The 25,248-nt window shown below is 72.8% G+C and carries 21 protein-coding genes; 15 read left to right on the top strand and 6 right to left on the bottom strand.

The features are described 5' to 3' along the window. Positions 1-88: 88 nt before the first annotated feature. On the top strand, positions 89-2,242 hold the full coding sequence (locus AB0G20_RS26525) for a primosomal protein N' (RefSeq protein ID WP_361306656.1): 2,154 nt from the start codon (positions 89-91) through the stop codon (positions 2,240-2,242). A gap of 101 nt (positions 2,243-2,343) precedes the next feature. Here AB0G20_RS26525 and AB0G20_RS26520 read toward each other — a convergent pair whose 3' ends face one another. Then, entirely contained in the window at positions 2,344-2,883 is a 540-nt protein-coding gene (locus AB0G20_RS26520; RefSeq protein WP_361306655.1) for a hypothetical protein, read from the bottom strand. 326 nt (positions 2,884-3,209) lie between these two features. On the opposite strand from AB0G20_RS26520, the gene fmt reads away from it, so the two are divergent. Both fmt and AB0G20_RS26510 read left to right on the top strand, forming a co-directional pair. Continuing rightward, positions 3,210-4,142: a methionyl-tRNA formyltransferase gene (gene fmt, locus AB0G20_RS26515; RefSeq protein ID WP_361306872.1), complete on the top strand. Its 933-nt coding sequence runs from the start codon at positions 3,210-3,212 to the stop codon at positions 4,140-4,142. 110 nt (positions 4,143-4,252) lie between these two features. Next, positions 4,253-5,680: a transcription antitermination factor NusB gene (locus AB0G20_RS26510; RefSeq protein ID WP_361306654.1), complete on the top strand. Its 1,428-nt coding sequence runs from the start codon at positions 4,253-4,255 to the stop codon at positions 5,678-5,680. On the opposite strand, the gene AB0G20_RS26505 is transcribed toward AB0G20_RS26510, so the two are convergent. Then, positions 5,661-7,799, bottom strand: coding sequence for an MMPL family transporter (locus AB0G20_RS26505; protein WP_361306653.1), 2,139 nt, complete (start codon positions 7,797-7,799; stop codon positions 5,661-5,663). The two genes, AB0G20_RS26510 and AB0G20_RS26505, sit on opposite strands and share 20 nt — an antisense overlap. A gap of 140 nt (positions 7,800-7,939) precedes the next feature. On the opposite strand from AB0G20_RS26505, the gene rpe reads away from it, so the two are divergent. The 8 genes from rpe (at position 7,940) to AB0G20_RS26465 (ending at position 15,757) form a co-directional block, all read left to right on the top strand. Then, positions 7,940-8,626 (top strand): ribulose-phosphate 3-epimerase, encoded by a 687-nt coding sequence (gene rpe, locus AB0G20_RS26500; RefSeq protein WP_031138926.1) that lies wholly within the window; start codon positions 7,940-7,942, stop codon positions 8,624-8,626. 78 nt (positions 8,627-8,704) lie between these two features. Further along, positions 8,705-9,748, top strand: coding sequence for a sugar-binding domain-containing protein (locus AB0G20_RS26495; protein ID WP_361306652.1), 1,044 nt, complete (start codon positions 8,705-8,707; stop codon positions 9,746-9,748). 24 nt (positions 9,749-9,772) lie between these two features. Further along, complete coding sequence (locus AB0G20_RS26490) at positions 9,773-10,126, top strand: barstar family protein (protein WP_361306651.1); 354 nt, start codon at positions 9,773-9,775, stop codon at positions 10,124-10,126. Between the two features lie 108 nt (positions 10,127-10,234). After that, positions 10,235-11,677, top strand: a complete 1,443-nt coding sequence (locus AB0G20_RS26485; RefSeq protein ID WP_361306650.1) for a GuaB1 family IMP dehydrogenase-related protein — start codon at positions 10,235-10,237, stop codon at positions 11,675-11,677. A 90-nt stretch (positions 11,678-11,767) separates the two neighbouring features. Continuing rightward, positions 11,768-12,262: a GNAT family N-acetyltransferase gene (locus AB0G20_RS26480; RefSeq protein ID WP_361306649.1), complete on the top strand. Its 495-nt coding sequence runs from the start codon at positions 11,768-11,770 to the stop codon at positions 12,260-12,262. A gap of 229 nt (positions 12,263-12,491) precedes the next feature. After that, positions 12,492-13,961 (top strand): amino acid permease, encoded by a 1,470-nt coding sequence (locus AB0G20_RS26475; protein WP_361306648.1) that lies wholly within the window; start codon positions 12,492-12,494, stop codon positions 13,959-13,961. Positions 13,962-13,971: 10 nt separating this feature from the next. Beyond that, positions 13,972-14,424 (top strand): Lrp/AsnC family transcriptional regulator, encoded by a 453-nt coding sequence (locus AB0G20_RS26470; RefSeq protein ID WP_003988931.1) that lies wholly within the window; start codon positions 13,972-13,974, stop codon positions 14,422-14,424. Positions 14,425-14,560: 136 nt separating this feature from the next. Then, entirely contained in the window at positions 14,561-15,757 is a 1,197-nt protein-coding gene (locus AB0G20_RS26465) for an MFS transporter (protein ID WP_361306647.1), read from the top strand. On the opposite strand, the gene AB0G20_RS26460 is transcribed toward AB0G20_RS26465, so the two are convergent. Next, positions 15,726-16,262 (bottom strand): Repetin, encoded by a 537-nt coding sequence (locus AB0G20_RS26460; protein WP_361306646.1) that lies wholly within the window; start codon positions 16,260-16,262, stop codon positions 15,726-15,728. The genes AB0G20_RS26465 and AB0G20_RS26460 overlap by 32 nt on opposite strands. A 300-nt stretch (positions 16,263-16,562) precedes the next feature. Here AB0G20_RS26460 and AB0G20_RS26455 point away from each other — a divergent pair, with 300 nt between their 5' ends. Further along, positions 16,563-17,351, top strand: coding sequence for a carbon-nitrogen hydrolase family protein (locus AB0G20_RS26455; RefSeq protein ID WP_361306645.1), 789 nt, complete (start codon positions 16,563-16,565; stop codon positions 17,349-17,351). Positions 17,352-17,404: 53 nt separating this feature from the next. Continuing rightward, positions 17,405-19,102: an NAD(P)/FAD-dependent oxidoreductase gene (locus AB0G20_RS26450; protein WP_361306644.1), complete on the top strand. Its 1,698-nt coding sequence runs from the start codon at positions 17,405-17,407 to the stop codon at positions 19,100-19,102. On the opposite strand, the gene AB0G20_RS26445 is transcribed toward AB0G20_RS26450, so the two are convergent. Further along, positions 19,099-19,824, bottom strand: coding sequence for a DUF5995 family protein (locus AB0G20_RS26445; protein WP_361306643.1), 726 nt, complete (start codon positions 19,822-19,824; stop codon positions 19,099-19,101). The two genes, AB0G20_RS26450 and AB0G20_RS26445, sit on opposite strands and share 4 nt — an antisense overlap. Before the next feature lie 175 nt (positions 19,825-19,999). Between AB0G20_RS26445 and AB0G20_RS26440 the strand changes: the two genes are divergently transcribed. Continuing rightward, positions 20,000-21,130, top strand: a complete 1,131-nt coding sequence (locus AB0G20_RS26440) for a glycoside hydrolase family 6 protein (protein ID WP_361306870.1) — start codon at positions 20,000-20,002, stop codon at positions 21,128-21,130. Here the strand turns inward: AB0G20_RS26440 and AB0G20_RS26435 are convergent. Both AB0G20_RS26435 and AB0G20_RS26430 read right to left on the bottom strand, forming a co-directional pair. After that, positions 21,109-22,488 carry a solute carrier family 23 protein gene (locus tag AB0G20_RS26435; RefSeq protein WP_361306642.1) on the bottom strand — a complete coding sequence of 460 codons (1,380 nt, stop codon included), beginning with the start codon at positions 22,486-22,488 and terminating at the stop codon, positions 21,109-21,111. The two genes, AB0G20_RS26440 and AB0G20_RS26435, sit on opposite strands and share 22 nt — an antisense overlap. Before the next feature lie 86 nt (positions 22,489-22,574). Beyond that, positions 22,575-23,780 (bottom strand): MFS transporter, encoded by a 1,206-nt coding sequence (locus AB0G20_RS26430; protein ID WP_361306641.1) that lies wholly within the window; start codon positions 23,778-23,780, stop codon positions 22,575-22,577. A 134-nt stretch (positions 23,781-23,914) separates the two neighbouring features. On the opposite strand from AB0G20_RS26430, the gene AB0G20_RS26425 reads away from it, so the two are divergent. Beyond that, a complete protein-coding gene (locus AB0G20_RS26425; RefSeq protein ID WP_361306640.1) occupies positions 23,915-25,192 on the top strand; it encodes an ROK family transcriptional regulator in 1,278 nt (425 codons plus the stop codon). The last annotated feature ends 56 nt before the right edge of the window (positions 25,193-25,248 follow it).

Here is a 25,248-nt window from a genome sequence, read left to right as displayed (position 1 = left end):
GGCTCCCTCGGGGAGTCGGGCCTCGCCGTGTCCCCGGAGTCCTCCCGGGCGCCGTCGGTTGTCAGTGGCGTTTGGTAAGAATGCAAGCGTGAGCAGCGAGAACGAAGAGGCGGGCGGCGGGGCGGAGGGTGCGCCGCCCGAGCAGCTCGCGCTCATCCGGGACAGTGTGCGCAAGGCCAAGACGCCCCGGGCCAAGCCGCGCACCTGGCGGGGAGCGGCGCTCGCCAAGGAGCTCCCCGTCGCGCGCGTCCTCGTCGACAAGGGCGTGCTCCATCTCGACCGGTACTTCGACTACGCCGTGCCCGAGGAGCTGGACGCGGACGCCCAGCCGGGCGTGCGGGTGCGGGTGCGGTTCGGGGCCGGGCGGCACCGCGTGCGGGAGGGGCGGCGCGAGGGCGGCGGGCTGATCGACGGATTCCTCGTCGAGCGGCTGCCCGAGTCCGACTACTCCGGACCGCTGGCCGCCCTGGCCCAGGTCGTGTCGCCCGAGCAGGTGCTGAGCGAGGAACTGCTGGGCCTGGCCCGGGCGGTCGCCGACCGGTACGCGGGCAGCCTCGCCGACGTCCTGCAACTCGCCGTACCGCCGCGTAACGCACGAGCCGAGCAGCGACCCTCACCCGACCCGCTGCCACCGCCCCCGGCGCCCGAGCCGGGATCCTGGCAGCGGTTCGAGCGGGGAGCGGCCTTCCTGGAGTCGCTGGCCGCCGGCGGAGCGCCCCGGGCCGTGTGGAACGCGCTGCCGGGGCCGCAGTGGAGCGAGGAGCTGGCCCGGGCCGTCGCCGCGACGCTGGCCTCCGGGCGCGGGGCCCTCGCGGTCCTGCCCGACGGGCGGGCGGTCGCGCGGGTCGACGCCGCCCTGACCTCCCTGCTGGGAAAGGGCCGGCACGCGGTGCTCACCGCCGACGCCGGCCCGGAGAAGCGCTACGCGCAGTGGCTCGCGGTGCGGCGCGGCTCCGTACGGGCCGTGATCGGCACCAGGGCCGCGATGTTCGCACCGGTCCAGGACCTCGGCCTGGTCGCCCTCTGGGACGACGGGGACGACAGCCACAGCGAGCAGCACGCCCCGCAGCCCCATGCCCGCGAGGTGCTCCTGCTGCGGGCAGCCCAGGACAAGTGCGGCTTCCTGCTGGGGAGCTGGGGCTGCACCGTGGAGGCCGCGCAGCTCGTCGAAAGCGGCTGGGCGCGGCCGCTCGTCGCAGGCCGGGACCAGGTGCGGGCAGCCGCTCCGCTCGTACGGACCGTCGGGGACCAGGATCTCGCCCGGGACGAGGCCGCCCGGGCCGCCCGGCTGCCGAGCCTCGCCTGGCAGGCCGTCAGGGACGGCCTGCGGCAGGGCCCGGTGCTGGTGCAGGTACCCCGCAGGGGATACGTGCCGCGCATGGCGTGTGCCAACTGCCGGGCGCCCGCGCGGTGCCGGCACTGCTCCGGGCCGCTGGAGGCGCCGGACGGCGGTGCCCTGAACTGCGGGTGGTGCGGGCGCGAGGAGAGCGCCTGGCACTGCCCTGACTGCGGATCCTTCCGCCTGCGCGCCTCGGTCGTGGGGGCGCGGCGGACCGCCGAGGAACTCGGCCGGGCCTTCCCCGCCGTACCGGTACGCACTTCTGGGCGGGAACACGTGCTGGACACGGTGCCGGGGGCGCCCGCGCTGGTCGTGAGCACGCCCGGAGCCGAGCCCGTCGCCGAGGGCGGATACGCGGCGGCGCTGCTGCTGGACGGGTGGGCCATGCTCGGGCGGCCCGATCTGCGGGCCGGGGAGGACGCGTTGCGGCGGTGGATCGCGGCCGCGTCCCTCGTCCGGCCGCAGTCGTCCGGCGGCACGGTGGTGGTCGTCGCCGAGCCGACGCTGCGGCCCGTGCAGGCGCTCGTCCGGTGGGATCCGGTCGGTCACGCGGTGCGGGAACTCGCCGAGCGGGCCGAGCTGGGATTCCCGCCGGTGTCGCGGATGGCGGCCGTGTCGGGCCCGCCGGAGGCGGTGGCGGACTTCCTCCGGGCGGCCGAACTGCCGCCCGAGGCCGAGGTGCTGGGGCCGGTGCCGTTGCCCGTCCCCGCCGCCGGGCGGCCTCGGCGGGCGGGGGCGCCGCCGCCCGGGGAGCACTGGGAGCGGGCGCTGCTGCGGGTGCCGCCGGGGAGGGGAGCCGCGCTGGCCGCCGCACTCAAGGCCGCGCAGGCTGCCCGGATGGCTCGGGGGAGTGGCAGCGGCGTCGGTGTGTGGGTGCGGGTCGATCCGCCCGACATCGGGTGAGCCGCGGCCGGCCGCAGCGGGTGCGGCTGGAGGGTGGGGCATCGCCCGGACACGCGGCTGCCCTCCCGGAGTGGTTCCGAGAGGGCAGAGCAGAGGGTGCGTCAGCCGTTGCGCGGGCCGGGGAAGGCCGTGGGCCGTGCCTCGTCGCGGAGTGCGGGGCTGCCGGCCGTCGGCTGCGTGGGCATGGAGCGGGCCGCGGGGACCGTCGGAACCGTCGGCAGGCCGGTGGTCACCGGGCGGCCGACCGTCGGCTCCGGCGTGCGCTCCGGCTCGGGCGTGGCCGCTTGGGCCGTGGCCCGGCGCGCGCCGTAACGGCGGTGGACCGCTTGCTTGGTGACTCCGAGTGCGGAGCCCACCGCGTCCCACGAGAAGCCGAGTGAGCGGTCGAAGTCCACGGCCGCCGTGACCAGGGTCTCGACACTGTCCCGCAGCTCCTGGGCGAGACGTACGGTCGGGGCGGGGGCGCGTCCGTAGACGACGAAGCCCGTGGAGGGGCCGGAGCGGCGCGGGCGGTAGACGTTGCCCAGCTGGGCGGTGAGTGTGCGCAGTGCGTCCACCTGCCGGCGGACCCGCTCGATGTCCCGCACCAGCAAGTGCAGGCTGGCCCGAGCCTGGGCGTCGTGGGTTGCGTGGTCGGCCATGAACAAGCCTCTCGAACCGGCGTTGAAAGGAATGGGCCGCGATCGCGGCCCGTTGTGGTCAACTCTGTCTTGACCAACGCGGATCCGCTCCGCGGGTCACGGTGTGGGGGCGTGGGGGCATATGCGTGCGCCTGTTTGCGCGGGGTGTGCGCCTCGGCCTTCGGCCTGTTGCGTGAGTCTCCCACCCGCGCACCGCCCGAAGCTGTTGGCCGAGAGGCTGAGCTCCCCCGTGGGGGCTGGGCGCCGTCGGCGGCTTTCCTGCCCGGGGCTTCTAGACTTGTGTGCTGCTCGTCTTCCACCCCAGCCCGAGAGGCCCCCACCACCCCATGAAGCTCGTCTTCGCCGGTACACCCGAGGTCGCCGTTCCCGCTCTGGACGCTCTTCTCGCCTCCGGGCGGCACGAGGTGGCCGCTGTCGTCACGCGGCCCGACGCGCCGGCCGGGCGGGGGCGCAGGCTCGTCGCGTCGCCCGTCGCCGAGCGGGCGGAGGAGGCCGGGATCGAGGTGCTGAAGCCGGCGAAGCCGAAGGACCCCGAGTTCCTGGAGCGGTTGCGGGAGATCGGGCCGGACTGCTGCCCCGTCGTCGCCTACGGGGCGCTGCTGCCCCGTGTGGCCCTCGACATCCCCGCGCACGGCTGGGTCAATCTGCACTTCTCCCTGCTGCCTGCCTGGCGCGGTGCGGCGCCCGTGCAGCACGCCATCATGGCCGGCGACGAGATCACCGGGGCGTCGACCTTCCTGATCGAGGAAGGGCTCGACTCCGGACCCGTCTACGGGACGGTGACCGAGGAGATCCGGGCCACCGACACCAGCGGGGACCTGCTGACGCGGCTGGCCTTCGCCGGTTCCGGGCTGCTCGCGGCGACCATGGACGGGATCGAGGACGGCACCCTGAAGGCCGTACCGCAGCCGGCCGACGGGATCAGCCTGGCCCCGAAGGTCAACGTCGAGGACGCGCACCTGGACTGGAGCGCGCCCGCGCTGCGTGTCGACCGGATGGTGCGGGGCTGCACCCCGGCTCCCGGCGCCTGGACCACGTTCCGCGGTGAGCGGCTCAAGCTCATCCAGGTCACCCCCGTGCCCGCCCGGACGGACCTCGCCCCGGGGCAGATCGCCGCCGGGAAGAACAACGTGTACGTCGGCACCGGCTCGTACGGTGTCGAGCTGCTGTGGGTGCAGGCCCAGGGCAAGAAGCCGATGCGGGCGGCGGACTGGGCGCGCGGGGTGCGGATCGGCGAGGGCGAGCGGCTCGGAGGCTGACGCCGGGCGGGGCTGACCACGCGGCTCGATGCCCCGCTGCCGGTTCCCCCCTGCTCCCGGCGGCGTAGGCTGGGCGGCGCACTTCATCTCATACCCGGAGCACCTTTTTCGTGAGCGAACAGCCCCGTCGGGCCCGCACGTCAGGCAAGCCCTACCGCCGGCCCAAGAAGGACCCCGTCCGCATCCTCGCCTTCGAGGCCCTGAGGGCCGTGGACGAGCGGGACGCCTACGCCAACCTCGTTCTGCCGCCCCTGTTGCGCAAGGCGCGGGAGAAGGAGGGATCCGAGACGTTCGACGCCCGGGACGCGGCGCTCGCCACCGAGCTGGTGTACGGAACGCTGCGGCGGCAGGGGACGTACGACGCGATCCTGTCGTCCTGCGTGGACCGGCCGCTCGGCGAGGTCGACCCGCCCGTGCTGGACGTGCTGAGCCTCGGCGCGCACCAGCTGCTCGGCACGCGGATCCCGACGCACGCGGCCGTGTCCGCCACCGTCGAACTCGCGCGGGTCGTGCTCGGCGACGGGCGGGCCAAGTTCGTCAACGCCGTGCTGCGCAAGGTCGCGCAGGACGATCTGGACGGCTGGCTGGAGCGGGTCGCGCCGCCCTACGACGACGATCCCGAGGACCATCTCGCCGTCGTGCACTCCCATCCCCGGTGGGTCGTCTCCGCGCTGTGGGACTCCCTGGGCGGCGGGCGCGACGGCGTCGAGGAACTGCTGCGCGCCGACAACGAGCGGCCCGAGGTGACCCTCGTGGCACGGCCCGGGCGGGCCACCGCGGAGGAACTACTCGACGAGGACGCCGCGGTACAGGGGCGCTGGTCGCCCTATGCCGTCCGGCTGACCGAGGGCGGGGAGCCGGGCGCCATCGCGGCCGTGCGGGACGGGCGTGCGGGCGTGCAGGACGAGGGCAGCCAGCTCGTGGCGATCGCCCTCGCCAACGCGCCCCTGGACGGCCCCGACCGGCGGTGGCTGGACGGGTGCGCGGGGCCCGGCGGCAAGGCGGCGCTGCTCGGCGCGCTGGCCGCCGGGCGGGGCGCCCTGCTGGTCGCCTCCGAGAAGCAGACCCATCGCGCCGGCCTCGTCGCGAAGGCGCTGGCCGGGAATCCCGGGCCGTATCAGGTGATCGCCGCGGACGGGACGCGCCCGGCGTGGCGGCCCGGCAGCTTCGACCGGGTGCTGGTCGACGTGCCGTGCACCGGCCTCGGTGCCCTGCGCCGCCGCCCCGAGGCGCGCTGGCGGCGCCGGCCGGAGGACCTGGAGGGCTTCGCGCCGCTGCAGCGCGGGCTGCTGCGGACCGCCCTGGAATCGGTGCGGGTCGGCGGTGTCGTGGGCTACGCGACCTGCTCGCCCCACCTCGCCGAGACCCGGGCCGTCGTCGCCGACGCGCTCAAGCAGCACCCGGACACGGAGCTCGTGGACGCCCGTCCGCTGCTGCCCGGCGTACCGGACCTGGGCGAGGGGCCCGACGTGCAGCTGTGGCCGCATCTGCACGGGACCGACGCGATGTACCTGGCGCTCATTCGCCGGACCGGCTGACCCCCGCCCCGACACTCTCCCGAGCCGCACCGCCGTCCTCCCTCGCCAGCCGGTGCGGCCACCACACCTTGGGCCCCACGTCGAGGAACAGCGACGTCACGAGGACCGAGCGCACGATGAACGTGTCGATGAGGACGCCGAGGGCGACCGTGAAGCCGATCTCGGCGAAGGCGACCATCGGGAGGGTGCCGAGGGCGGCGAAGGTCCCGGCCAGGACCAGGCCGGCGGAGGTGATGACCGCTCCGGTGGCGGCGAGGCCCGTGACCACGCCCGCTCTGGTGCCCTGGCGGGTCGCCTCCTCGCGGATGCGGGTGGTCAGGAAGATGTTGTAGTCGATGCCCAGGGCGACCAGGAACACGAAGACGAACAGCGGGAAGTCGGTCGACTCCCCCGCGTAGTCGAAGACGTACCGGAACGCGAGCGCGCTGATGCCGAGCGCCGCGGCGAACGACAGGATCACCGTCGCGACCAGCAGCAGCGGGGCGATCAGGGCGCGCAGCAGGGCGCACAGGATCAGCAGGACGACCACCAGCACCAGCGGGATGATCAGCATGTTGTCGTGCGTGGTCGCCTTGTCCATGTCCAGCAGGGCCGCCGTACCGCCGCCGACCTTGGCATCGGCGTCCGGCACCGCGTGCACGGCGTCCCGCACCCGCTCGACGGTCTGTTTGGCGGCCTCGCTGTCCGCCGGGGCGGTCATGGTGGCCTCGAAGAGGACCTTGCCCTCGAAGGCCGGTTTGGTGCCGGGCGGCAGGCCGAGGGACTGGGGGACCACGCCCTGCGTCCCGGCGACCGCGCGGCCCACCTGCACGGCCTGCGCCTGGTTGCTGACGATGACCAGGGGGTCGCCGCTGCCCGCCGGGAAGTAGCGCGCCGACACCTCCTGGCCGGTGATCGAATCCGGTTTCCCGGTGAACGCGTCCGCGTTGCCGATGCCTTCCGCGCGCAGCTGGATCAGGCCCAGTGAGCAGACCGCCAGCGCGAGCGCCGTCGCGGCCCAGACCATCCGCGGCCGGTGCGAGATACGACGGCCCGTGCGGGCCCAGATGCCGCGCTCGGTCGGGTCGGGCGTGCCGTAGTGCGGGACCACCGGCCAGAAGATCCAGCGGCCGAAGATCACCAGCAGGGCCGGGAACAGGCTCATCATCGCCACCAGGGCGACGGCCACGCCGATCGCGGCCACCGGGCCCAGGCCGCTCGTGGAGTTCATCTCCGCGGCCAGCAGCACCAGCATGCTCAGCACGACCGTCGCGCCGGAGGCGATCACGGCCGGGCCGGCCCGGTGCAGCGCCAGGGCCATCGCCTCGTGCCGGTCCTCGTGCCGGCGCAGTTCCTCCCGGTAGCGGGCCACCAGCAGCAGGGCGTAGTCCGTCCCCGCCCCGAAGACCAGCACCGTGAGGATGCCGGCGCTCTGGCCGTTGACCGTCAGGCCCCCGTGCTCGGCCAGCAGGTAGATCAGCGCCTGGGCGGCGAACAGCGCGCAGACGACCGCGACCAGGGGGACCAGCAACAGCGTCAGGCTGCGGTACGTGATGAGCAGCATGACGATGACGACGGCCATCGCCGAGAACAGCAGGGTCGAGTCGATGCCCTCGAAGGCCTCCGAGAAGTCCGCGGAGGTGCCGCCCGGGCCCGTGATGTGCACGGCCAGCCCGTCGCCGCCCGTGCCGACGTCGTCCCTGATGGAGTCCACCGCGGGTGAGATCCGCTCCCAGCCCTCCTCGTCCATCAGGATCGGTACGAAGACCTGTGCCGCCCGCGGATCGGTCGGCCGGTCGAACACCGGCCCCCGCGTCTGCTCACCGATGATGCCGTGGTCGCGCAGCTGCTTCAGCTGCCGCACGTCCTCGGTGATCTCCGCCCGGTCCTGCGCCGTCAGGCCGCTCTCCCGCGCGTAGACCACCACCGCCGGGATCTGCTCCGGCCGGAAGTCCTCGGAGATCTGCAGCACCTGCGTCGACTCCGCGGACCCCGGAAGCCAGGACGCCGCGTCGTTGTCCTGCGCGTCGGTCAGCTTCATGGCGAGGGGGGCCGCCACGAAGAGCACGACCACCCACAGGCCCAGGACCAGCCACTTGGCCCGCCGCCCGCAGACGAGGTGTGCGACACCGTGTCTCACGGCAACCCCCTCCGCGAAAGCGCCCCGTGAGGGGCGCGGGGAACTGCGCGACCAGCCACAAACGGTCCGCAGCCGACGAACCACCCTGGCCAACCGGGACCGATGCCCACAAGCCTCGGAGGGCATGGCAGTCTTAGGGCATGGCCGCGCAGATCAACCCCAGCATCTTGTCCGCAGATTTCGCCCGCCTCGCGGACGAGGCGAAGGCCGTGGAAGGAGCCGACTGGCTCCACGTCGACGTCATGGACAACCATTTCGTCCCGAACCTCACGCTCGGTGTGCCGGTCGTGGAGTCGCTCGCCCGTGCGACGGACACCCCGCTGGACTGTCATCTGATGATCGAGGCCCCCGATCGGTGGGCGCCCCAGTACGTGGAAGCGGGGGCCGGTTCCGTCACCTTCCATGTCGAGGCCGCCGCCGCTCCGGTCCGGCTCGCCCGGGAGATCCGCGCCAAGGGCGCCCGCGCCTCCATGGCGCTGAAGCCCGCGACCCCCATCGAGCCGTACGAGGACCTGCTCCCCGAGCTCGACATGCTGCTGATCATGACGGTCGAACCGGGCTTCGGGGGACAGGCCTTTCTCGACATCATGCTTCCGAAGATTCGCCGCACCCGCGAGTTGATCAGCAAGCACGGACTGGAGCTCTGGCTCCAGGTCGACGGCGGAGTTTCCGCTTCCACCATCGAGCGGTGCGCGGACGCCGGAGCCGACGTCTTCGTGGCCGGATCGGCGGTCTACGGGGCAAACGACCCGGCCGAGGCGGTACGTGCACTACGCACGCAGGCGGAGGCGGCGACGGCGAAGGCCTCCTGGGCCTGCGACCACTGAGCCACAGCAAAGTGAACGGCTCTCATCAGGGCTGATCAACCGCGCCGGATCTGCAAGGATGAACGGCGAATCCAGAGTGTGAACAGCAGTGAGGAGATCGCCGTGTCGGGTATGTCGGCGGGCCGGTCAGCCATGCGGATGGGACCCGCTGAGCTGGTGCAGGCGGCGGCCATGGCCCGCCGCTTCTACCTCGAGGGCAAGTCCAAGATCCAGATCGCGGAGGAGTTCGGCGTCAGCCGCTTCAAGGTGGCCCGGGTCCTGGAGACCGCCCTCGAACGGGATCTCGTACGTATCGAGATCCGTGTGCCTGCGGAGCTGGACGCCGAGCGCTCGGACGCGCTCCGCGCCCGCTACGGCCTCAGGCACGCTGTCGTGGTCGAGTCCCCGGCCGAGGCCGAGGAGTCACCCGACCCCGAGAACCTGGGAGAGGTGGCCGCCGACCTGCTCGGCGAACTGGTCAACGAAGGTGATGTGCTGGGCCTGGCCTGGGGCCGCTCCACCATCCACATGGCGGCGGCGCTCGACCGGCTGCCCCCGTGCACGGTCGTGCAGCTGACGGGCGTGTACGACGCCGGGACCGCCGAGCGCGGCTCGGTCGAGGCCGTACGCCGCGCCGCCCAGGTGTCCGGCGGCGACGCCCATCCCATCTACGCCCCGATGCTGCTGCCCGACGCGGCCACGGCCACGGCGCTGCGCAACCAGACGGGGATCGCCCGGGCCTTCGAGCACTTCGACAAGGTCACCGTCGCCTGTGTCTCCATCGGCTCCTGGGAGCCGGGCATCTCCACGGTGCACGACATGCTCAGTGACGAGGAGCGCGCGCACTACGCCTCCCTCGGTGTCGCCGCCGAGATGTCCGCGCACCTCTTCGACGCCGAGGGCCGCCGGGTCGGCCGGGACCTGGGCGAGCGGTGCATCACGGTGAAGGCCCACCAGCTCCGCCGGATCCCCGAGGTCGTGGCGATCGCCGGCGGGCAGCGCAAGGGGCCCGCGATCGACGCGGTGCTGCGGTCCGGGCTCGTCACCAGCCTGGTGACGGACACGTCCGCCGCGGACTACCTGATGACGGCCGGCCCGGCGCCGAAGTCCGCGCTCAACAGGTCCGACCCGGACGGGGTCTGACACATGGTCAGGGAGTCGCGCGGGGTGACCGACGATCCGGCGGGCCGGATCGTGGTCGTCCTGGACCTGGACGGGGTCACGGACAAGGCGGGCCTCATGGACCGCTGCGCCCGTGTCCTGGCCCTGCCCGACTGGTTCGGCCGGAACTGGGACGCTCTCGCCGACTGCCTGTCCGACCCCGCCCTCTGGCCCGACGGGGCCGGGGAGCGGGGGCTGCTGGTCGTCGTCCAGGGCTGGCGCGCGTACGCCGAGACGCGGCCCGACGAGTGGCAGGTCGCCGAGGAGATCTTCGCCGAGGCCACGGACCGGGGCCCGGGGCTGTTCGTGACACTCGGCCTTGGAGAATCCTCCGAGAGGCCCCCTGACCAGCCTGGATGATCCGCTGGGGATGGTTGGGGCATCCGGCGTGGGAGAATGAAGTACGTGCTCTTTCCCCCTGGCCGACCGGTTCGGGGGTCACCTCTGATCGACTGGGATGTGCAGCACGTGCGTTTCCTCAATGACATCCAGCCCGGGTACGACCTGACGTACGACGACGTCTTCATGGTGCCGAGCCGCTCTTCGGTGGGCTCGCGGCAGGCCGTCGACCTCAGCTCCCCGGACGGCACGGGCACCACCATCCCGCTCGTCGTCGCCAACATGACCGCCATCGCCGGCCGCCGCATGGCCGAGACTGTGGCCCGCCGCGGCGGCCTCGTGGTGATACCCCAGGACATCCCGATCGAGGTGGTCACCGAGGTCGTCTCCTGGGTGAAGAGCCGCCATCTGGTGCTGGACACCCCGATCATCCTGTCCCCGCACCAGACCGTCGCTGACGCGCTGGGGCTGCTGCCCAAGCGGGCGCACAACGCCGGTGTCGTCGTCGACGAGAACCACAAGCCCATCGGCGTGGTCACCGATTCCGACCTCTCCGGCGTCGACCGCTTCACGCAGCTCGCCGAGGTCATGTCCCGGGACCTGCTGCTCATCGACGCGGACCAGGACCCGGGCGAGGCCTTCAACACCCTCGACCACGCCAACCGCCGCTACGCCCCCGCGGTCAACCAGGACGGCACGCTCGCCGGCATCCTGACCCGCAAGGGCGCCCTGCGCGCCACGCTCTACCAGCCGGCCACCGACGCGCAGGGGCGGCTGCGCATCGCCGCCGCGGTCGGCATCAACGGCGACGTCGCGGGCAAGGCCCAGGAGCTGCTGGACGCGGGCGTCGACGCGCTCGTCATCGACACGGCGCACGGTCACCAGGAGTCGATGATCAGCGCCCTGAAGCTGGTGCGCGACCTCGACCCGCAGGTGCCGATCGTCGCGGGCAACGTGGTCGCCGCCGCGGGTGTGCGCGACCTGATCGAGGCCGGCGCGGACATCGTCAAGGTCGGTGTCGGCCCCGGCGCCATGTGCACCACGCGCATGATGACCGGCGTCGGCCGGCCGCAGTTCTCCGCCGTCCTGGAGTGCGCCGCCGAGGCGAAGAAGTACGGCAAGCACGTCTGGGCCGACGGCGGTGTCCGCCACCCGCGCGACGTGGCCATGGCCCTCGCGGCCGGTGCGTCCAACGTGATGGTCGGCTCCTGGTTCGCGGGCACCTACGAGTCCCCGGGCGACCTCCAGCACGACGCCCAGGGCCGCCCGTACAAGGAGTCCTTCGGCATGGCGTCCGCCCGTGCCGTGCGCAACCGCACCTCGGAGGAGTCGGCGTACGACCGCGCCCGCAAGGCGCTGTTCGAGGAGGGCATCTCCACCTCCCGCATGTTCCTCGACCCGGCCCGCCCGGGCGTCGAGGACCTGATCGACTCGATCATCGCGGGCGTCCGCTCCTCCTGTACCTACGCCGGTGCGGGTTCCCTGGAGGAGTTCGCCGAGAAGGCGATCGTCGGCATCCAGAGCGCCGCGGGCTACGCGGAGGGCAAGCCCCTGCACGCCAGCTGGAGCTGACGGCCCCGACACCCCGTCGTACGGCCCCCGTCGACCCGCCCAGCGGGAAAATCGGGGGCCGTTTCGCGTGCGCGGGCCTACCGTCGGCGCATGGAGATCGCCGAGTGCAGGGCCGAGGACGTCGAGGAGCTGGAGCGCCACATGCCGTCGCACAGCGCCGACGGCAGCCATGCGGCCCGCTTCGCGCGGCAGCGGGCAGAGGAGAGCACGTATCTGATCCCGTGGCTGGAGGGCAGGCCGGTGGGCCACGCGGAGGTCCGCTGGACCGGGTGCGAGGCGCCCGAGGTGCGGGCCGCGCAGCCCGGCTGCCCGGAGATCAACGGTCTCCTCGTCTGGCCCGCCCCGCTCCGCTCCCACGGCATCGGCACCGCCCTGGTGCACACCGCCGAGCGGCTGGCGCGCGAGCGCGGGATCGAGGTCATGGGCCTCGGCGTCGGGGACGGCAACCCCCGCGCGGCGGCGCTCTACGCCCGGCTCGGATACCTGCCCACCGTGGCGTACCTCGACCGCTGGGCCCACCTGGACCCCGACGGGATACGGCAGGAGCGGGCCGACCCCTGCGTGTTCCTCGTGAAGGCCCTGTGACGGCCCCTGTGCAACGGTCGACAGCCGCCCCGCAACGAACACCCGCCCAGTCCCGCGGAACGCAATGATCTTGCAGGTACGCGCAAGGTTGCTGCATTTCGACAGCAACGCCGTTGCTCGTAGGCTGTCGCCTCGTACGTGGCGTGGCGGGGACTCCGCTCGGTGGGTCCCTGCTCAAGGGCGCCCGCGGTCCCTGCCGCCCTGACCGGCAGCGAAAAGGAGCCAGCGCGTGCTCGACCAAGGCGCACCCCCGCAGAACCCAGGCCAGACAGCCGCCCCCGCGCCCCCCGGCATCGGCGCGCGCCTCATGCGCCGCAAGCCCGTGGAACGCCTGGTCGATGAGGGTGGCCAGGGCGAGGGAGGGTCGCTGCGCCGCACCCTCGGGCTGTGGCAGCTCACCATGATCAGCATCGGTGCCACCCTCGGCACCGGCATCTTCGTCGTCCTCGGCGAGGCCGTCCCCAAGGCCGGCCCGGCCGTCACGCTCTCCTTCGTCATCGCCGGCCTCACCGCCCTGTTCTCGGCCCTGTCCTACGCCGAACTGGCCGGCACCATCCCGGTCTCCGGCTCCTCGTACTCGTATGCGTACGCAACGATGGGCGAGCTGATCGCCTGGATATGCGGCTGGTGCCTGGTCCTGGAGTACGGCGTGTCGGTCGCGGCCGTCGCGGTCGGCTGGGGCGAGTACCTCAACGAACTGCTCGACGGGACCATCGGCGTCACCATCCCGGCCGCCCTGTCCGCCCCGCCCGGCGACGGCGGCGTGTTCAACCTGCCGGCGCTGATCGTCGTACTGCTCGCGATGGCGTTCCTGCTGGGCGGCGCCCGTGAGTCCGCCCGTGCCAACACCGTCATGGTCATCGTGAAGATCGCCGCACTGGTGCTGTTCTGCGCCATCGGCGTCCAGGGCTTCCGCTCCGGCAACTACGAGAACTTCATGCCGCTCGGGATGGCCGGTGTCAGCGCGGCCGGCGCCACGCTGTTCTTCTCCTACATCGGCTTCGACGCCGCCTCCACCGCCGGTGAGGAGGCGAAGAACGCCCAGCGCGACCTGCCGCGCGCGATCATGCTGTCGCTGGTCATCATCACCGCGCTGTACGTCCTCGTCGCGGCCGTCGCGGTCGGCGCGAAGCCCTGGAAGAACTTCACCGACTCCGAGGCCGCCCTCGCTCAGATCATGCGCGAGGTCACCGGACAGACCTTCTGGGGCACGCTGCTGGCGTTCTGCGCCGTCATCGCCATCGCGAGCGTGGTGCTGACCGTGCTGTACGGCCAGACCCGCATCCTGTTCGCCATGTCCCGCGACGGTCTGGTGCCGAAGGTGTTCGCCAAGGTCCACCCGAAGACCGGCACCCCCCGCGCCAACACCCTGATCGTGTCCCTGTTCTGCGGTGTCCTGGCCGCCGCGATCCCGCTCGGGCAGCTCGCCGACGCCACCAGCATCGGCACCCTGTTCGCCTTCGCCCTCGTCAACGTGGCCGTCGTGGTGCTGCGCCGGACCAAGCCCGACCTGCCCCGCACCTTCCGGGTGCCGCTCTCCCCGGTCCTGCCGGCGCTGGGCTTCGCCTTCTGCATCTGGATGATGGGCAGTCTGTCGACCGTGACCTGGGTGGTCTTCGGTGTCTGGATGGCCGCCGGTCTCGTGTTCTACTTCGGGTACGGCTACCGCCGATCCCGACTCGCGCCATCCGAAAAGTGATCAACCCACTGTGCTGAACGATCTCGACGAACGCATCGTGCACGCCCTCGCCGAGGACGCCCGCCGCTCCTACGCCGACATCGGCCAGATCGTCGGCCTGTCCGCGCCCGCCGTGAAACGGCGCGTAGACCGGCTGCGGGCCACCGGAGCCATCACCGGCTTCACCGTACGGGTGGACCCGGGCGCCCTCGGCTGGGAGACCGAGGGGTTCGTCGAGATCTACTGCCGGGGCAACACCTCCCCGGAGACCATTCAGCGGGGCCTGGAGCGCTACCAGGAGGTCGTGGCCGCGTCCACCGTCACCGGGGACGCGGACGCGATCGCCCAGGTCTTCGCCTCCGACATGCGCCACTTCGAACGGGTCCTGGAGCGGATCGCCGGCGAGCCGTTCGTCGAGCGGACCAAGTCCGTGCTCGTCCTCTCGCCGCTGCTGCGGCGCTTCTCGTCGGGTTCACCCACGTAAGTCCGTGGCCCGATCCGGGCGACACACCTAACCTGGGTGTCATGACCTGGCGACATTGATCCACCAGCCGTGCCTCCCGAGGACCGCCTCGGCCGCCGTACCCCCGGCGTCCGAACAGTCCTTTCGGGAAGGCCCCATGACACTCTCACCTCCGCGCGTGCCCGCGACCGCTGTCCGCCGGCTGACGGGCACGCTGTACGGCTACGCGTTCCTCGACGACTTCGTCCTGCTCTACCCGGTGTACGCGCTGCTGTTCGCCGACACCGGCATGTCGCTCTGGCAGATCTCCTCCCTGTTCGCCCTGTGGTCGATCACGTCGGTGGTGCTGGAAGTGCCCTCCGGCGCCTGGGCCGACGCCATGTCGCGTCGGAGGCTGCTGTGGATCGGCCCGCTGCTGACCGCCGCCGGCTTCGCGCTGTGGGTGGCGGTCCCGTCGTACGGGGCCTTCGCGGCCGGCTTCGTCCTGTGGGGTGCGGGCGGGGCCCTCGGCTCCGGCGCGCTGGAAGCACTGGTCTACGACGAGCTGGACCGGCTCGGTGCCGCCGACCGTTACGCGCGGGTCATGGGCCGGGCCCGCGCCGCGCGCCTGCTGGGCACCGTGGCCGCCACCGGCCTCGCGGGGCCCGTCTTCGCCCAGGGCGGCTACACGGCGGTCGGTGCCGCGAGCTTCCTGGCCTGTGTGCTGACCGCCCTCGTCGCGACCCGGTTCCCGGAGCACCGGGTGCGGACGGAGAGCGCCGACGACAGCTGGACGTCGACCCTGCGGGCCGGACTCGCCGAGGTCCGCGGAAACCGGTCGGTGCGCGGCGCCCTGCTACTGGTCCCCGCCGTGGCCGCGGTGTGGGGCGCGCTCGACGAGTACACCCCGCTGCTGGTCCGGGACATCGGCGTCGCCGAGGCGACGGTGCCCTACCTGATCATGCTGATCTGGGCGGGCGTCACCGCCGGCAGCCTCCTGACCGGACCGGCCGAACGCCTCGGCACGACCGGGCTCGCGCTGCTGCTCGCCGGCTCCGCCCTCGCCCTGGCCGCGGGCGCCATGGCCCGTTCCCTGCCCGGCGTCGGCCTCGTGAGCCTCGCCTTCGCGGGGTTCCAGCTGGCCGAAGTGCTCGCCGACGTCCGTCTCCAGCACCGCATCGACGAGTCCCGCCGGGCCACGCTCACCTCCGTGGCGGGCCTGGGCACCGAGCTGGCCACGGTCGCCGCGTTCGGCGTGTACGCGCTGCTCGGCACGGACATGGCCCACGGCACCGTCTTCGCGGTGCTGGCGATCCCCTATCTGGTGACGGCGCTCGCGCTGGCTAGAGGTCGGGCTGCCAGGGCACGACGGTGAAGTCGCCCGTCCCCTTCTCGACCTTCTCGAAGGGGGCGGAACTCACGCACTTGGGCAGCTCCTTGGTGTCGACGGGGCTGCCCGTGGACGCCCAGCTGTAGCCGAGGCGGTCGTGCCGGCCGGCATCGTGGACGGTGACGCCGACCCGCTTGCCCTCGGCGCCCGGCAGGTCGGAGTCGGTGATCACGCCGGACACGACGGCCACCTTGCCGCCGGTCAGCAGGCAGTCGACCTTCGCCTTCGCCCGGGCGCCCTCGCCGTTCAGGTAGTGGCTGAACTCGAAGGTGCCGGTGGCCTTCGTCGGGTCGGAGGTGTCCTCCGCCGCCAGATGCGCGTCGAACGAGAACGTGATGTCGTCCCCGGCCGAGCGGTACAGCTTGGCTTCGCCGGTGAGCGCGGCGGCCTCACGCGGCCGAGGTGCGTCCGACGCGGTCGCGGCCGAGGCCGCCCCGGCCGTGAGCAGCAGGGCGGAGCCGAGCACGACGATCTTCGTACGGCGCTTCATTTCGTTCCTTTCCGCAGGTCGAGTGGACAGCCCTTACTCTCCCGGCGCGGAGGGCAGAGAACATCGCGCCCAGGGCGGGACCCCGTCTCCGCCGGGCGGCGGGGGAGACCGCACGGAAGCTGCGCTCCGAGGAGGAGCCGGGGTCCGACCCGAGGCGCGCAACGAATCGCCGCGCTGCCCCGCGCGCACGCAACGAACCGTTCACCGGCGCGCAACGGCTCCTTCTTGTCCGCCCTGGTCAGCCGCCCGTACCGTCTATGTGGCCCCTCCAACCACCCTTCCGTCCGGTGAGGAACACGCATGCGCACCGCCCTGCTCCAGAGCTCCGGCCGGCCCGGCTCCACCGTCGAGAACCTGAAGGTCCTCGACGAGGCCGCGGGCCGGGCCGCCGCCGCGGGCGCCGGGCTGCTGGTCACGTCCGAGCTGTTCCTCACCGGGTACGCGATCGGCGACGACATCGGCCGGCTCGCCGAGCCCGCCGACGGTGACTGCGCGGACGCCGTCGCCGAGATCGCGACGCGCCACGGCCTGGCGATCGCCTACGGCTACCCCGAGCGGGCCGGCGACGCCGTGTTCAACTCAGCCCAGCTGATCTCCGCCGACGGCACCCGGCTCGCCAACCACCGCAAGACGCACCTCTTCGGCTGCTTCGAGCGCGACCACTTCACACCGGGCGACCTGCCCGTCGTCCAGGCCGAGATCGACGGCCTCCGGGTCGGCATCCTGATCTGCTACGACGTGGAGTTCCCGGAGAACGTCCGCGCCCACGCCCTGGCCGGCACCGACCTGCTCGTCGTCCCGACCGCGCAGATGCACCCGTTCCAGTTCGTCGCCGAGTCGATGATCCCGGTGCGCGCCTTCGAGAACCAGATGTACGTCGCGTACGTCAACCGGGTCGGCCGGGAGGGCGAGTTCGAGTTCGTCGGGCTGTCCACGCTCGCCGGACCCGACGGGGTCGCCCGGACCCGGGCCGGACGCGGCGAGGAACTCGTGCTCGCGGACGTCGACCCGGCCTTCCTCGCCGCGTCGCGCGAGAACAACCCGTATCTGCGGGACCGGCGGCCCGGCCTGTACGGCCCGCTCGTCTGAACCCCCTGAACCTGAACCGCCCCGTTCGTACCCGTGCAAGGAGTCCGTACCCCATGACGTCCACCGTGCCCAACGCCGTCGAGCACGCTGACGCGCAGCAGCCGCCGATCACCATGTTCGGCCCGGACTTCCCGTACGCGTACGACGACTTCCTCGCCCACCCGGCGGGCCTCGGGCAGATACCCGCGACCGGGCACGGCACGGAGGTCGCGGTCATCGGCGGCGGCCTGTCCGGCATCGTCGCCGCCTACGAGCTGATGAAGATGGGCCTCAAGCCGGTCGTGTACGAGGCCGACCAGATCGGCGGCCGGCTGCGGACGGTGGGCTTCGACGGGTGCGACGAGTCCCTCACCGCCGAGATGGGCGCGATGCGCTTCCCGCCGTCCTCCACGGCCCTGCAGCACTACATCGACCTCGTCGGCCTTGAGACGCGGCCGTTCCCCAACCCCCTCGCCGAGGCCACCCCGTCGACCGTCGTCGACCTCAAGGGCGAGTCGCACTACGCCGAGACGGTCGGCGACCTGCCCCAGGTCTACCGGGACGTCGCCGAGGCGTGGAACCGCTGCCTGGAGGAGGGCGCCGACTTCTCCGACATGAACCGCGCCCTGCGCGAGCGGGACGTGCCGCGCATCCGCGAGATCTGGTCCCGGCTCGTCGAGAAGCTCGACAACCAGACCTTCTACGGCTTCCTCTGCGACTCCGAGGCGTTCAAGTCCTTCCGGCACCGCGAGATCTTCGGGCAGGTCGGCTTCGGCACGGGCGGCTGGGACACCGACTTCCCCAACTCCATCCTGGAGATCCTGCGCGTCGTCTACACCGAGGCCGACGACCACCACCGCGGCATCGTCGGCGGCTCCCAGCAGCTGCCGCTGCGCCTGTGGGAGCGCGAGCCGCAGAAGATCGTCCACTGGGCCCAGGGCACCTCGCTCGCGAGCCTGCACGAGGGCGGCGAGCCCCGCCCGGCCGTGACCCGACTGCACCGCACTGCCGGCAACCGCATCACGGTGACCGACGCGGACGGCGACATCCGCACCTTCCAGGCGGCGATCTTCACCGCCCAGTCCTGGATGCTGCTGTCGAAGATCGCCTGCGACGACTCGCTCTTCCCGATCGACCACTGGACGGCGATCGAGCGCACCCACTACATGGAGAGCTCCAAGCTGTTCGTTCCTGTCGACCGGCCCTTCTGGCTGGACAAGGACGAGGAGACCGGCCGGGACGTCATGTCGATGACGCTCACCGACCGTATGACGCGCGGCACTTACCTGCTCGACGACGGTCCGGGCAAGCCCGCCGTCATCTGCCTCTCCTACACCTGGTGCGACGACAGCCTGAAGTGGCTGCCGCTGTCCGCGAACGAGCGGATGGAGGTCATGCTGAAGTCGCTCGGCGAGATCTATCCCAAGGTCGACATCCGCAAGCACATCATCGGCAACCCGGTGACGGTCTCCTGGGAGAACGAGCCCTACTTCATGGGCGCGTTCAAGGCCAACCTGCCCGGCCACTACCGCTACCAGCGGCGCCTGTTCACGCACTTCATGCAGGACCGGCTGCCCGAGGACAAGCGGGGCATCTTCCTCGCCGGCGACGACATCTCCTGGACGGCCGGCTGGGCCGAGGGCGCCATCCAGACCGCCCTCAACGCGGTCTGGGGCGTCATGCACCACCTCGGCGGCACGACCGACCCGACCAACCCGGGCCCCGGCGACGTCTACGACGAGATCGCGCCCGTCGAGCTGCCGGAGGACTAGGGCCTGTCGCTCTGCCACACCCCCGGCTCGGTCAGGGGTGTGAGCAGCATGCGCCCCGCGAAGCCCACCGCCGTGTCCAGGCGGTCGGTGAACTCACCCGCGACATCGGGGAGTTCACGCAGTGCCCACAGGGCCCGGGCCGCCGTCCACGCGGCGTCCCGGGCGCGGTCCAGGCTCCAGGAGCCGAGCAGGTGGGCCAGCGGGTCGGCGATCCGGAACAGGTCGGGGCCCGGCATCAGCTCTTCGCGGATGCGCTCCTCCAGCGAGAGGAGGAGATCGCCCACCATGTCGAACTCGTCCTCCAGATCGACGGGAGCGCAGCCGAGCGTACGGCAGGTGTCCACGACGGCCAGCGCGAGATCGTGCCCGATGTGCGCGTTGATGCCCGCCAGCGCGAACTGCAACGGCCGTACCCCGGGATGGCGGCGGAACTGGAACAGCGGCCGCCAGCAGGCGGGCGGACGCCGCTCGTCCGCCACCGCCTCGACGGCCGCCAGGTACCGCTGCGCGAACCGCACGTCCAGCGTGATCGCGGCGTGGGCGTCCACGAACCGCCCGGTGTCGACGTACCGGTCCACCGCCTCCGTCACCGCGAGGTAGACGCGGTTGAAGACTGCGACCCCGTCCCGCGGATGCAGCGCCGCGTCGAGGGCGCGCATACGGGAGATGACTGCGTCGACCGGAGTGTCCACGGCTGGGGGGAGTTGTTCGCATCGCGGCATGCGGGCAGAGTCGCAGCTCTAGGCTGGCGGGAGTGCCGGCGGGCCCGGCGCTTCCCCGAAACGGGGGAACACCGCCCGCCGCAGGGGGAGGGGGAGCAGCACCGTGTCAGGCTCGCGTGCGCAACGCCTGGCCGCCCGCAGGGCCGGGCGCAGGCGCGCCGCCCGGCGCGGCGCGATGGTCGTGGCGGCCTCCGTCGTGGTCGCCGCCGGCGCGGTCGCGGGCGTCCTGTCCGCGTTCGACGACAAACGGGCCCCGGACCAGGCCCGGCCCCCCGAGGTGTCGGCCTCGCCCCGCCTGGCGCCCCTGCCGGCCGTGCCGTCGCCGTCCGCGCCGGCCACCACCGAGTCCGTTTCCCCCTCGCCCTCTCCGTCCGCGCGACGGACGCAGAGCCCCACGCCGTCGAGGACCGCCAAGAGGCCGGAGCGCACCAGCACCGCGGCCGGACGGCTCTACCGCCACCCCGACTCCCAGGTGCTCGACTGGGTCCGCTCCCACTCCGGCGACCCCCGGCACGCGGTCATCGCGTCCCGTATCGCCGAGCAGCCCGCGGCCGTCTGGTTCGCCGACTACTCACCGCAGACCGTCACCGCCCGGGTCGCCGCGGTGACGTCGGGCGGTGCCGCGCTGGGCCGGGTGCCGGTCGTCGTGCCGTACGCGGTTCCCGGCCGGGACTGCGGCGGCCACTCCCAGGGCGGGGCGCCCGACCTGGACGCCTACGACGCCTGGATCGACCGGTTCGCGGCCGGGCTGGGCTCCGGCGAGGTCATCGTCGTCCTGGAGCCGGACTCGGTCGCCCAGTCCGCGTGCCTCTCCGCCGGTGAACGCGCGGACCGCTTCGCCTCCCTGGCCCGGGCCGGCCGCGTGCTGAAGGCCGCCAACCCCCGGGCCCGTGTGTACTTCGACGCGGGGCACTCGGGCTGGAACGCGCCCGGCCGACAGGCGGCCTGGCTCAGGCAGGCGGGCGCCGCCTCGCCCGAGTCCTCCGACGGCATCTTCAGCAACGTCTCCAACTTCCACACCACCGCCGACGAGGTCGCCTACGACCGGCGGGTCCTCGACGCGCTCGGCGGCCCGGCCGGCCTCGGCGCCGTCATCGACACCAGCCGCAACGGCAACGGCGCCCCGGCCGACGGCGAGTGGTGCGACCCGGCGGGCCGGGGGCTCGGCCGGACCCCGACCCTGAGCACCGGTGAGTCCCGGATCGACGCCTACCTGTGGGTGAAGCTGCCGGGGGAGTCGGACGGCTGCAAGGGCAGGCCGGGGACGTTCACGGCGTCGTACGCCTACGACTTGGCGTCGTCGTAGGAGGAGGTGCCCTCGTCCAGCAGCGGCGCCTGCGTCTTCAAGTGGGCCGGGGCGAAGGCCCGCAGGGCGTGGTAGCCGGTGATGACGACCACCGTGCCGAGGGCGATGCCGCTCAGCGAGAACGTGTCCGTGAACTTCATGGAGACGTTGCCGACGCCGATGATGATGCCCGCGGCGGCCGGGACCAGGTTCAGCGGATTGCGCAGATCCACCTTGGCGTTGAGCCAGATCTGCGCGCCGAGCAGGCCGATCATGCCGTAGAGGATGACGGTGATGCCGCCGAGCACGCCGCCCGGGATCGCCGCCACGACCGCGCCGAACTTCGGGCAGATGCCGAACAGCAGGGCGAAGCCGGCCGCGGCCCAGTACGCGGCCGTCGAATACACGCGGGTCGCGGCCATCACGCCGATGTTCTCGGAGTACGTGGTGTTGGGCGGGCCGCCGACCGCGGTGGACAGCATCGAGCCGACGCCGTCGGCCGCGATCGCCGTGCCGAGCTTGTCGTCCAGCGAGTCGCCGGTCATCTCACCGACCGCCTTCACGTGCCCGGCGTTCTCCGCGACCAGTGCGATGACGACCGGCAGGGCGACCAGGATCGCCGACCACTCGAAGGACGGGGCGTGCAGGGTCGGCAGCCCGATCCAGTCGGCCCGGCCCACGCCGGAGAGGTCGAGCCGCCAGTGGTCGGTCAGCTTGCCGCTCGCGTCCACCGAGTGGATCTTGCCGAAGACGAGGTCGAACACCCAGGAGATGCCGTACCCGAAGACCAGTCCCAGGAAGATCGCGATCCGGGACCAGAAGCCCCGCAGACAGACGACCGCCAGACCGGTGAACAGCATCACCAGCAGGGCCGTCCACTGGTCCTGCGGCCAGTACGTCGAGGCCGTCACCGGCGCCAGGTTGAAGCCGATCAGCATCACCACGGCGCCGGTCACGACCGGCGGCATCGCGGCGTGGATGATCCGCGCCCCGAACCGCCGCACGGCGAGCCCCACCAGGAACAGCGCGCCCCCGACGACGAACACCGCTCCGGTCACGGTCGCGCTGCTGCCGCCCTGCGCCCGGATGACCGCCGCCACGCCGACGAAGGACAGCGAGCAGCCCAGGTAGCTGGGCACGCTGCCGCGGGTAGCGAGCAGGAACACGACGGTCGCGACGCCCGACATCATGATCGCGAGGTTCGGGTCCAGGCCCATCAGGACCGGGGCCACGAAGGACGCGCCGAACATGGCCACCACGTGCTGGGCGCCGAGTCCGGCCGTGCGGGGCCAGGAGAGCCGCTCGTCGGGGCGGACCACCGCGCCGGGCGCCGGGGTGCGTCCGTCGCCGTGCAGTTTCCAGCGGACGCCGAGATCCATGGTGCGGTTTCGCTTTCGTCGAGCGTGCGAGTGTCCGGACCATTGTCGGGGTGCGCCCACCGTGCTGATGACGGGGGCGGGTCCGTTCAGGGCCGCGGGTCGGGGACCGCCGCGTCCGTCCGGCCGATCTTCGTCCGCTCGCCGGGGCGGAGCACGCCCGCGAACGCCACCAGGCCGCACGACAGCGCGGTGACCAGGCAGAACGACACCATCAGGCTGGTCGCCTGCGCCAGCATGCCGATCGCGCTCGGCGCGATCAGGCCCGAGGTGTAGGTGATGGTCGCCACGCCCGCGATGGCCAGACTCGGGTTGGACCCGCTGCGGCCGGCCGCGGCGAAGCACAGCGGCACCACGACGGCGATGCCGAGCCCCATCAGCGCGAACCCGCTCATGGCCACCGCCGGATGGTCCGCGACGACGATCAGCAGCCCGCCGAGGACGGCGAACACACCGCTCGCCCGCACGGTCCGCACGGCGCCGAAGCGGTCCACGACCCTGTCACCGGCAAGCCGGGCGACGGCCATGGTCAGAGTGAAGCCCGTCGTGCACGCCGCCGCGAGTCCGGCCGAGGTCTCCAGCTGCTCGCGCAGATAGACCGCCGACCAGTCCAGGCTGGCGCCCTCCGCGAACACCGCGCAGAACCCGATCGCGCCGATGAGCAGCGCCGAGCGGGGCGGCAGCGCGAAGCGCGGCGGCGGCTCCTCGTCCTCGGCGGGCTGCAGGTCGAGCACCCACTGGCAGGACAGCACGCCGACGACGGTGAGGACCCCGGCGGCCAGGACGTGGTGCAGCCGGGCGTCCGAGCCGAGGTGCGCGGCGAGCGTGCCGGCCGCCGAGCCGATCAGGGCGCCCGCGCTCCACATGCCGTGCAGGCCGGACATGATCGACCGGCCGAGACGGTTCTCGACCTCGACACCCAGCGCGTTCATCGCCACGTCCGCCATGCCCGCCGTCGCGCCGTAGGTGAACAGGGCCAGGCAGAGCGTCATGAGGTTCGGGGCGAGGGACGGCAGGACCAGCGACAGCGTCCACAGGGCGATCAGCCCGCGCAGCGCGTTGCGGGCACCGAAGCGGTGGCTGATGCTGCCGGCGAGAGGCATCGCCACGGACGCGCCGAGCGCGGGGAAGGCGAGCGCGATCCCCAACTGGCCCGCGCTCACGTCCGCGTGGTCCTGGATCCACGGCACCCGGGTCGCGAACGAGCCGGTCACGGCGCCGTGCACGGCGAAGACGGCGGCCACGGCGTACCGGGACCGCTTCACCTCGCGCTGTTCGTCGACCACGTTGCCCATTCTGCGGTCCCCCTCCAGGTCTCTGCCGTGCTCGTGTCCGGTGCGGGCGTAAACTATCAGGAACCCTGCCTGATAATAAGAGGGTTTACCGGCGGGCCACGGCCGACGGCCCGCCGATCTGGAAGGATCCCGGCATGCCCGCATCCCCGAGCACCGCCCGGGTCATCAACGACCGGCTCGCCCTGCGTCTGCTCCAGCAGGAAGGCCCGTTGACGGCAGGGCAGTTGAAGCAGCTGACCGGTCTGTCCCGGCCGACCGTCGCCGACCTCGTCGAACGCCTCACCGCCGCCGGACTGATCGCGGTCGTCGGCGAAGCGGGGGAGCAGCGGCGCGGCCCCAACGCGAAGGTCTACGGCATCGTCGCCGACCGGGCGCACCTGGCCGCCCTCGACGTCCGCACCGAAGGCGTCTCCGTGGCCGTCGCGGACCTGGTCGGGCGGGTGCTGGCCGAGGCGTCGGTGCCCATCGGGGGCGACACGGGGACCGGCCCCGCCGTGGAGCAGGCGGTCACGCTGGTCGAGCACGTGGCGAAGGAGGCCGGTGCCGGCCGCCTGCACACCGTGGGGATCGGGGCGCCCGGCCTGATCGACCCGTCCAGCGGCGAACTCCGCGACTCCACCGGGCTGCCGGAGTGGCACCGCCGGTTCGTCGCCACCCTCCAGGAGCGCCTGCCCGAGGCCCGCGTCAGCGTGGAGAACGAGACCAACCTCGCGGCGGTGGCCGAGCAGCGCGACGGGGCGGCCCGGGACCGGGACACGTTCGTCCTGCTGTGGCTGGGCCACGGAACGGGAGCGGCCGTCGTCCTCGACGGCGCCCTCCGGCGCGGCGCCTCCGGCGGCACCGGCGAGATCGGCTTCCTTCCCGTCCCGGGCACCACCGCGCTGCCGTCCTCGACGGACTGCGAGGGCGGCTTCCATTCGCTGGCCTCGTCGGCGGCGGTCGTGGAGCTCGCCGCCGAGTACGGGGTGCCGGTGGAGCCGGGGCAGGGGGTGTCGCAGGTGGGGGTCGTGCGGGCGGCGGCCGGTGTGGTGCGGGGGGCGGTGGCCCAGATCCGGGAGGAGGGAGCCGCGGCCGGTCCGGTGCCCGGATCCCCCGAGGAGCACCCGCCCGCCGCCCGTTTCCTCGACGCCCTCGCCGATCGGTTGGCCGTCGGAGTCGCGTCGGTGGTCGCGATCCTGGACCCCGGGTGCGTGGTGCTCGGGGGTGAGGTCGGTGAGGCCGGCGGCGAGGAACTCGCCGCACGCGTGCGGGACCGCATCGCCCGGATGACACCGCTGCCGACGGAGGTACGTACGACCGCCCTGGGTGGCGGCGCGGTCCTGCGCGGCGCGCTGCTGACGGCTCGGGACCGCGCCCAGGAGGAACTGTTCACGCCGGGGGAGCGGTTGCCGCAGCCGTCCCCGGGTTGGTAGGGAGCGACGCCCTGGCTGTCACACCCGGGTGCCTGGGCCCGTGGCCGCTGTTTCCG

Source organism: Streptomyces sp. NPDC024017, from assembly GCF_040638895.1.
In the GTDB taxonomy this organism is placed as follows: domain Bacteria; phylum Actinomycetota; class Actinomycetes; order Streptomycetales; family Streptomycetaceae; genus Streptomyces.
The sequence above is the reverse complement of the archived record's forward strand: the minus strand, read 5'-3'. Positions and strand labels throughout refer to the sequence as shown.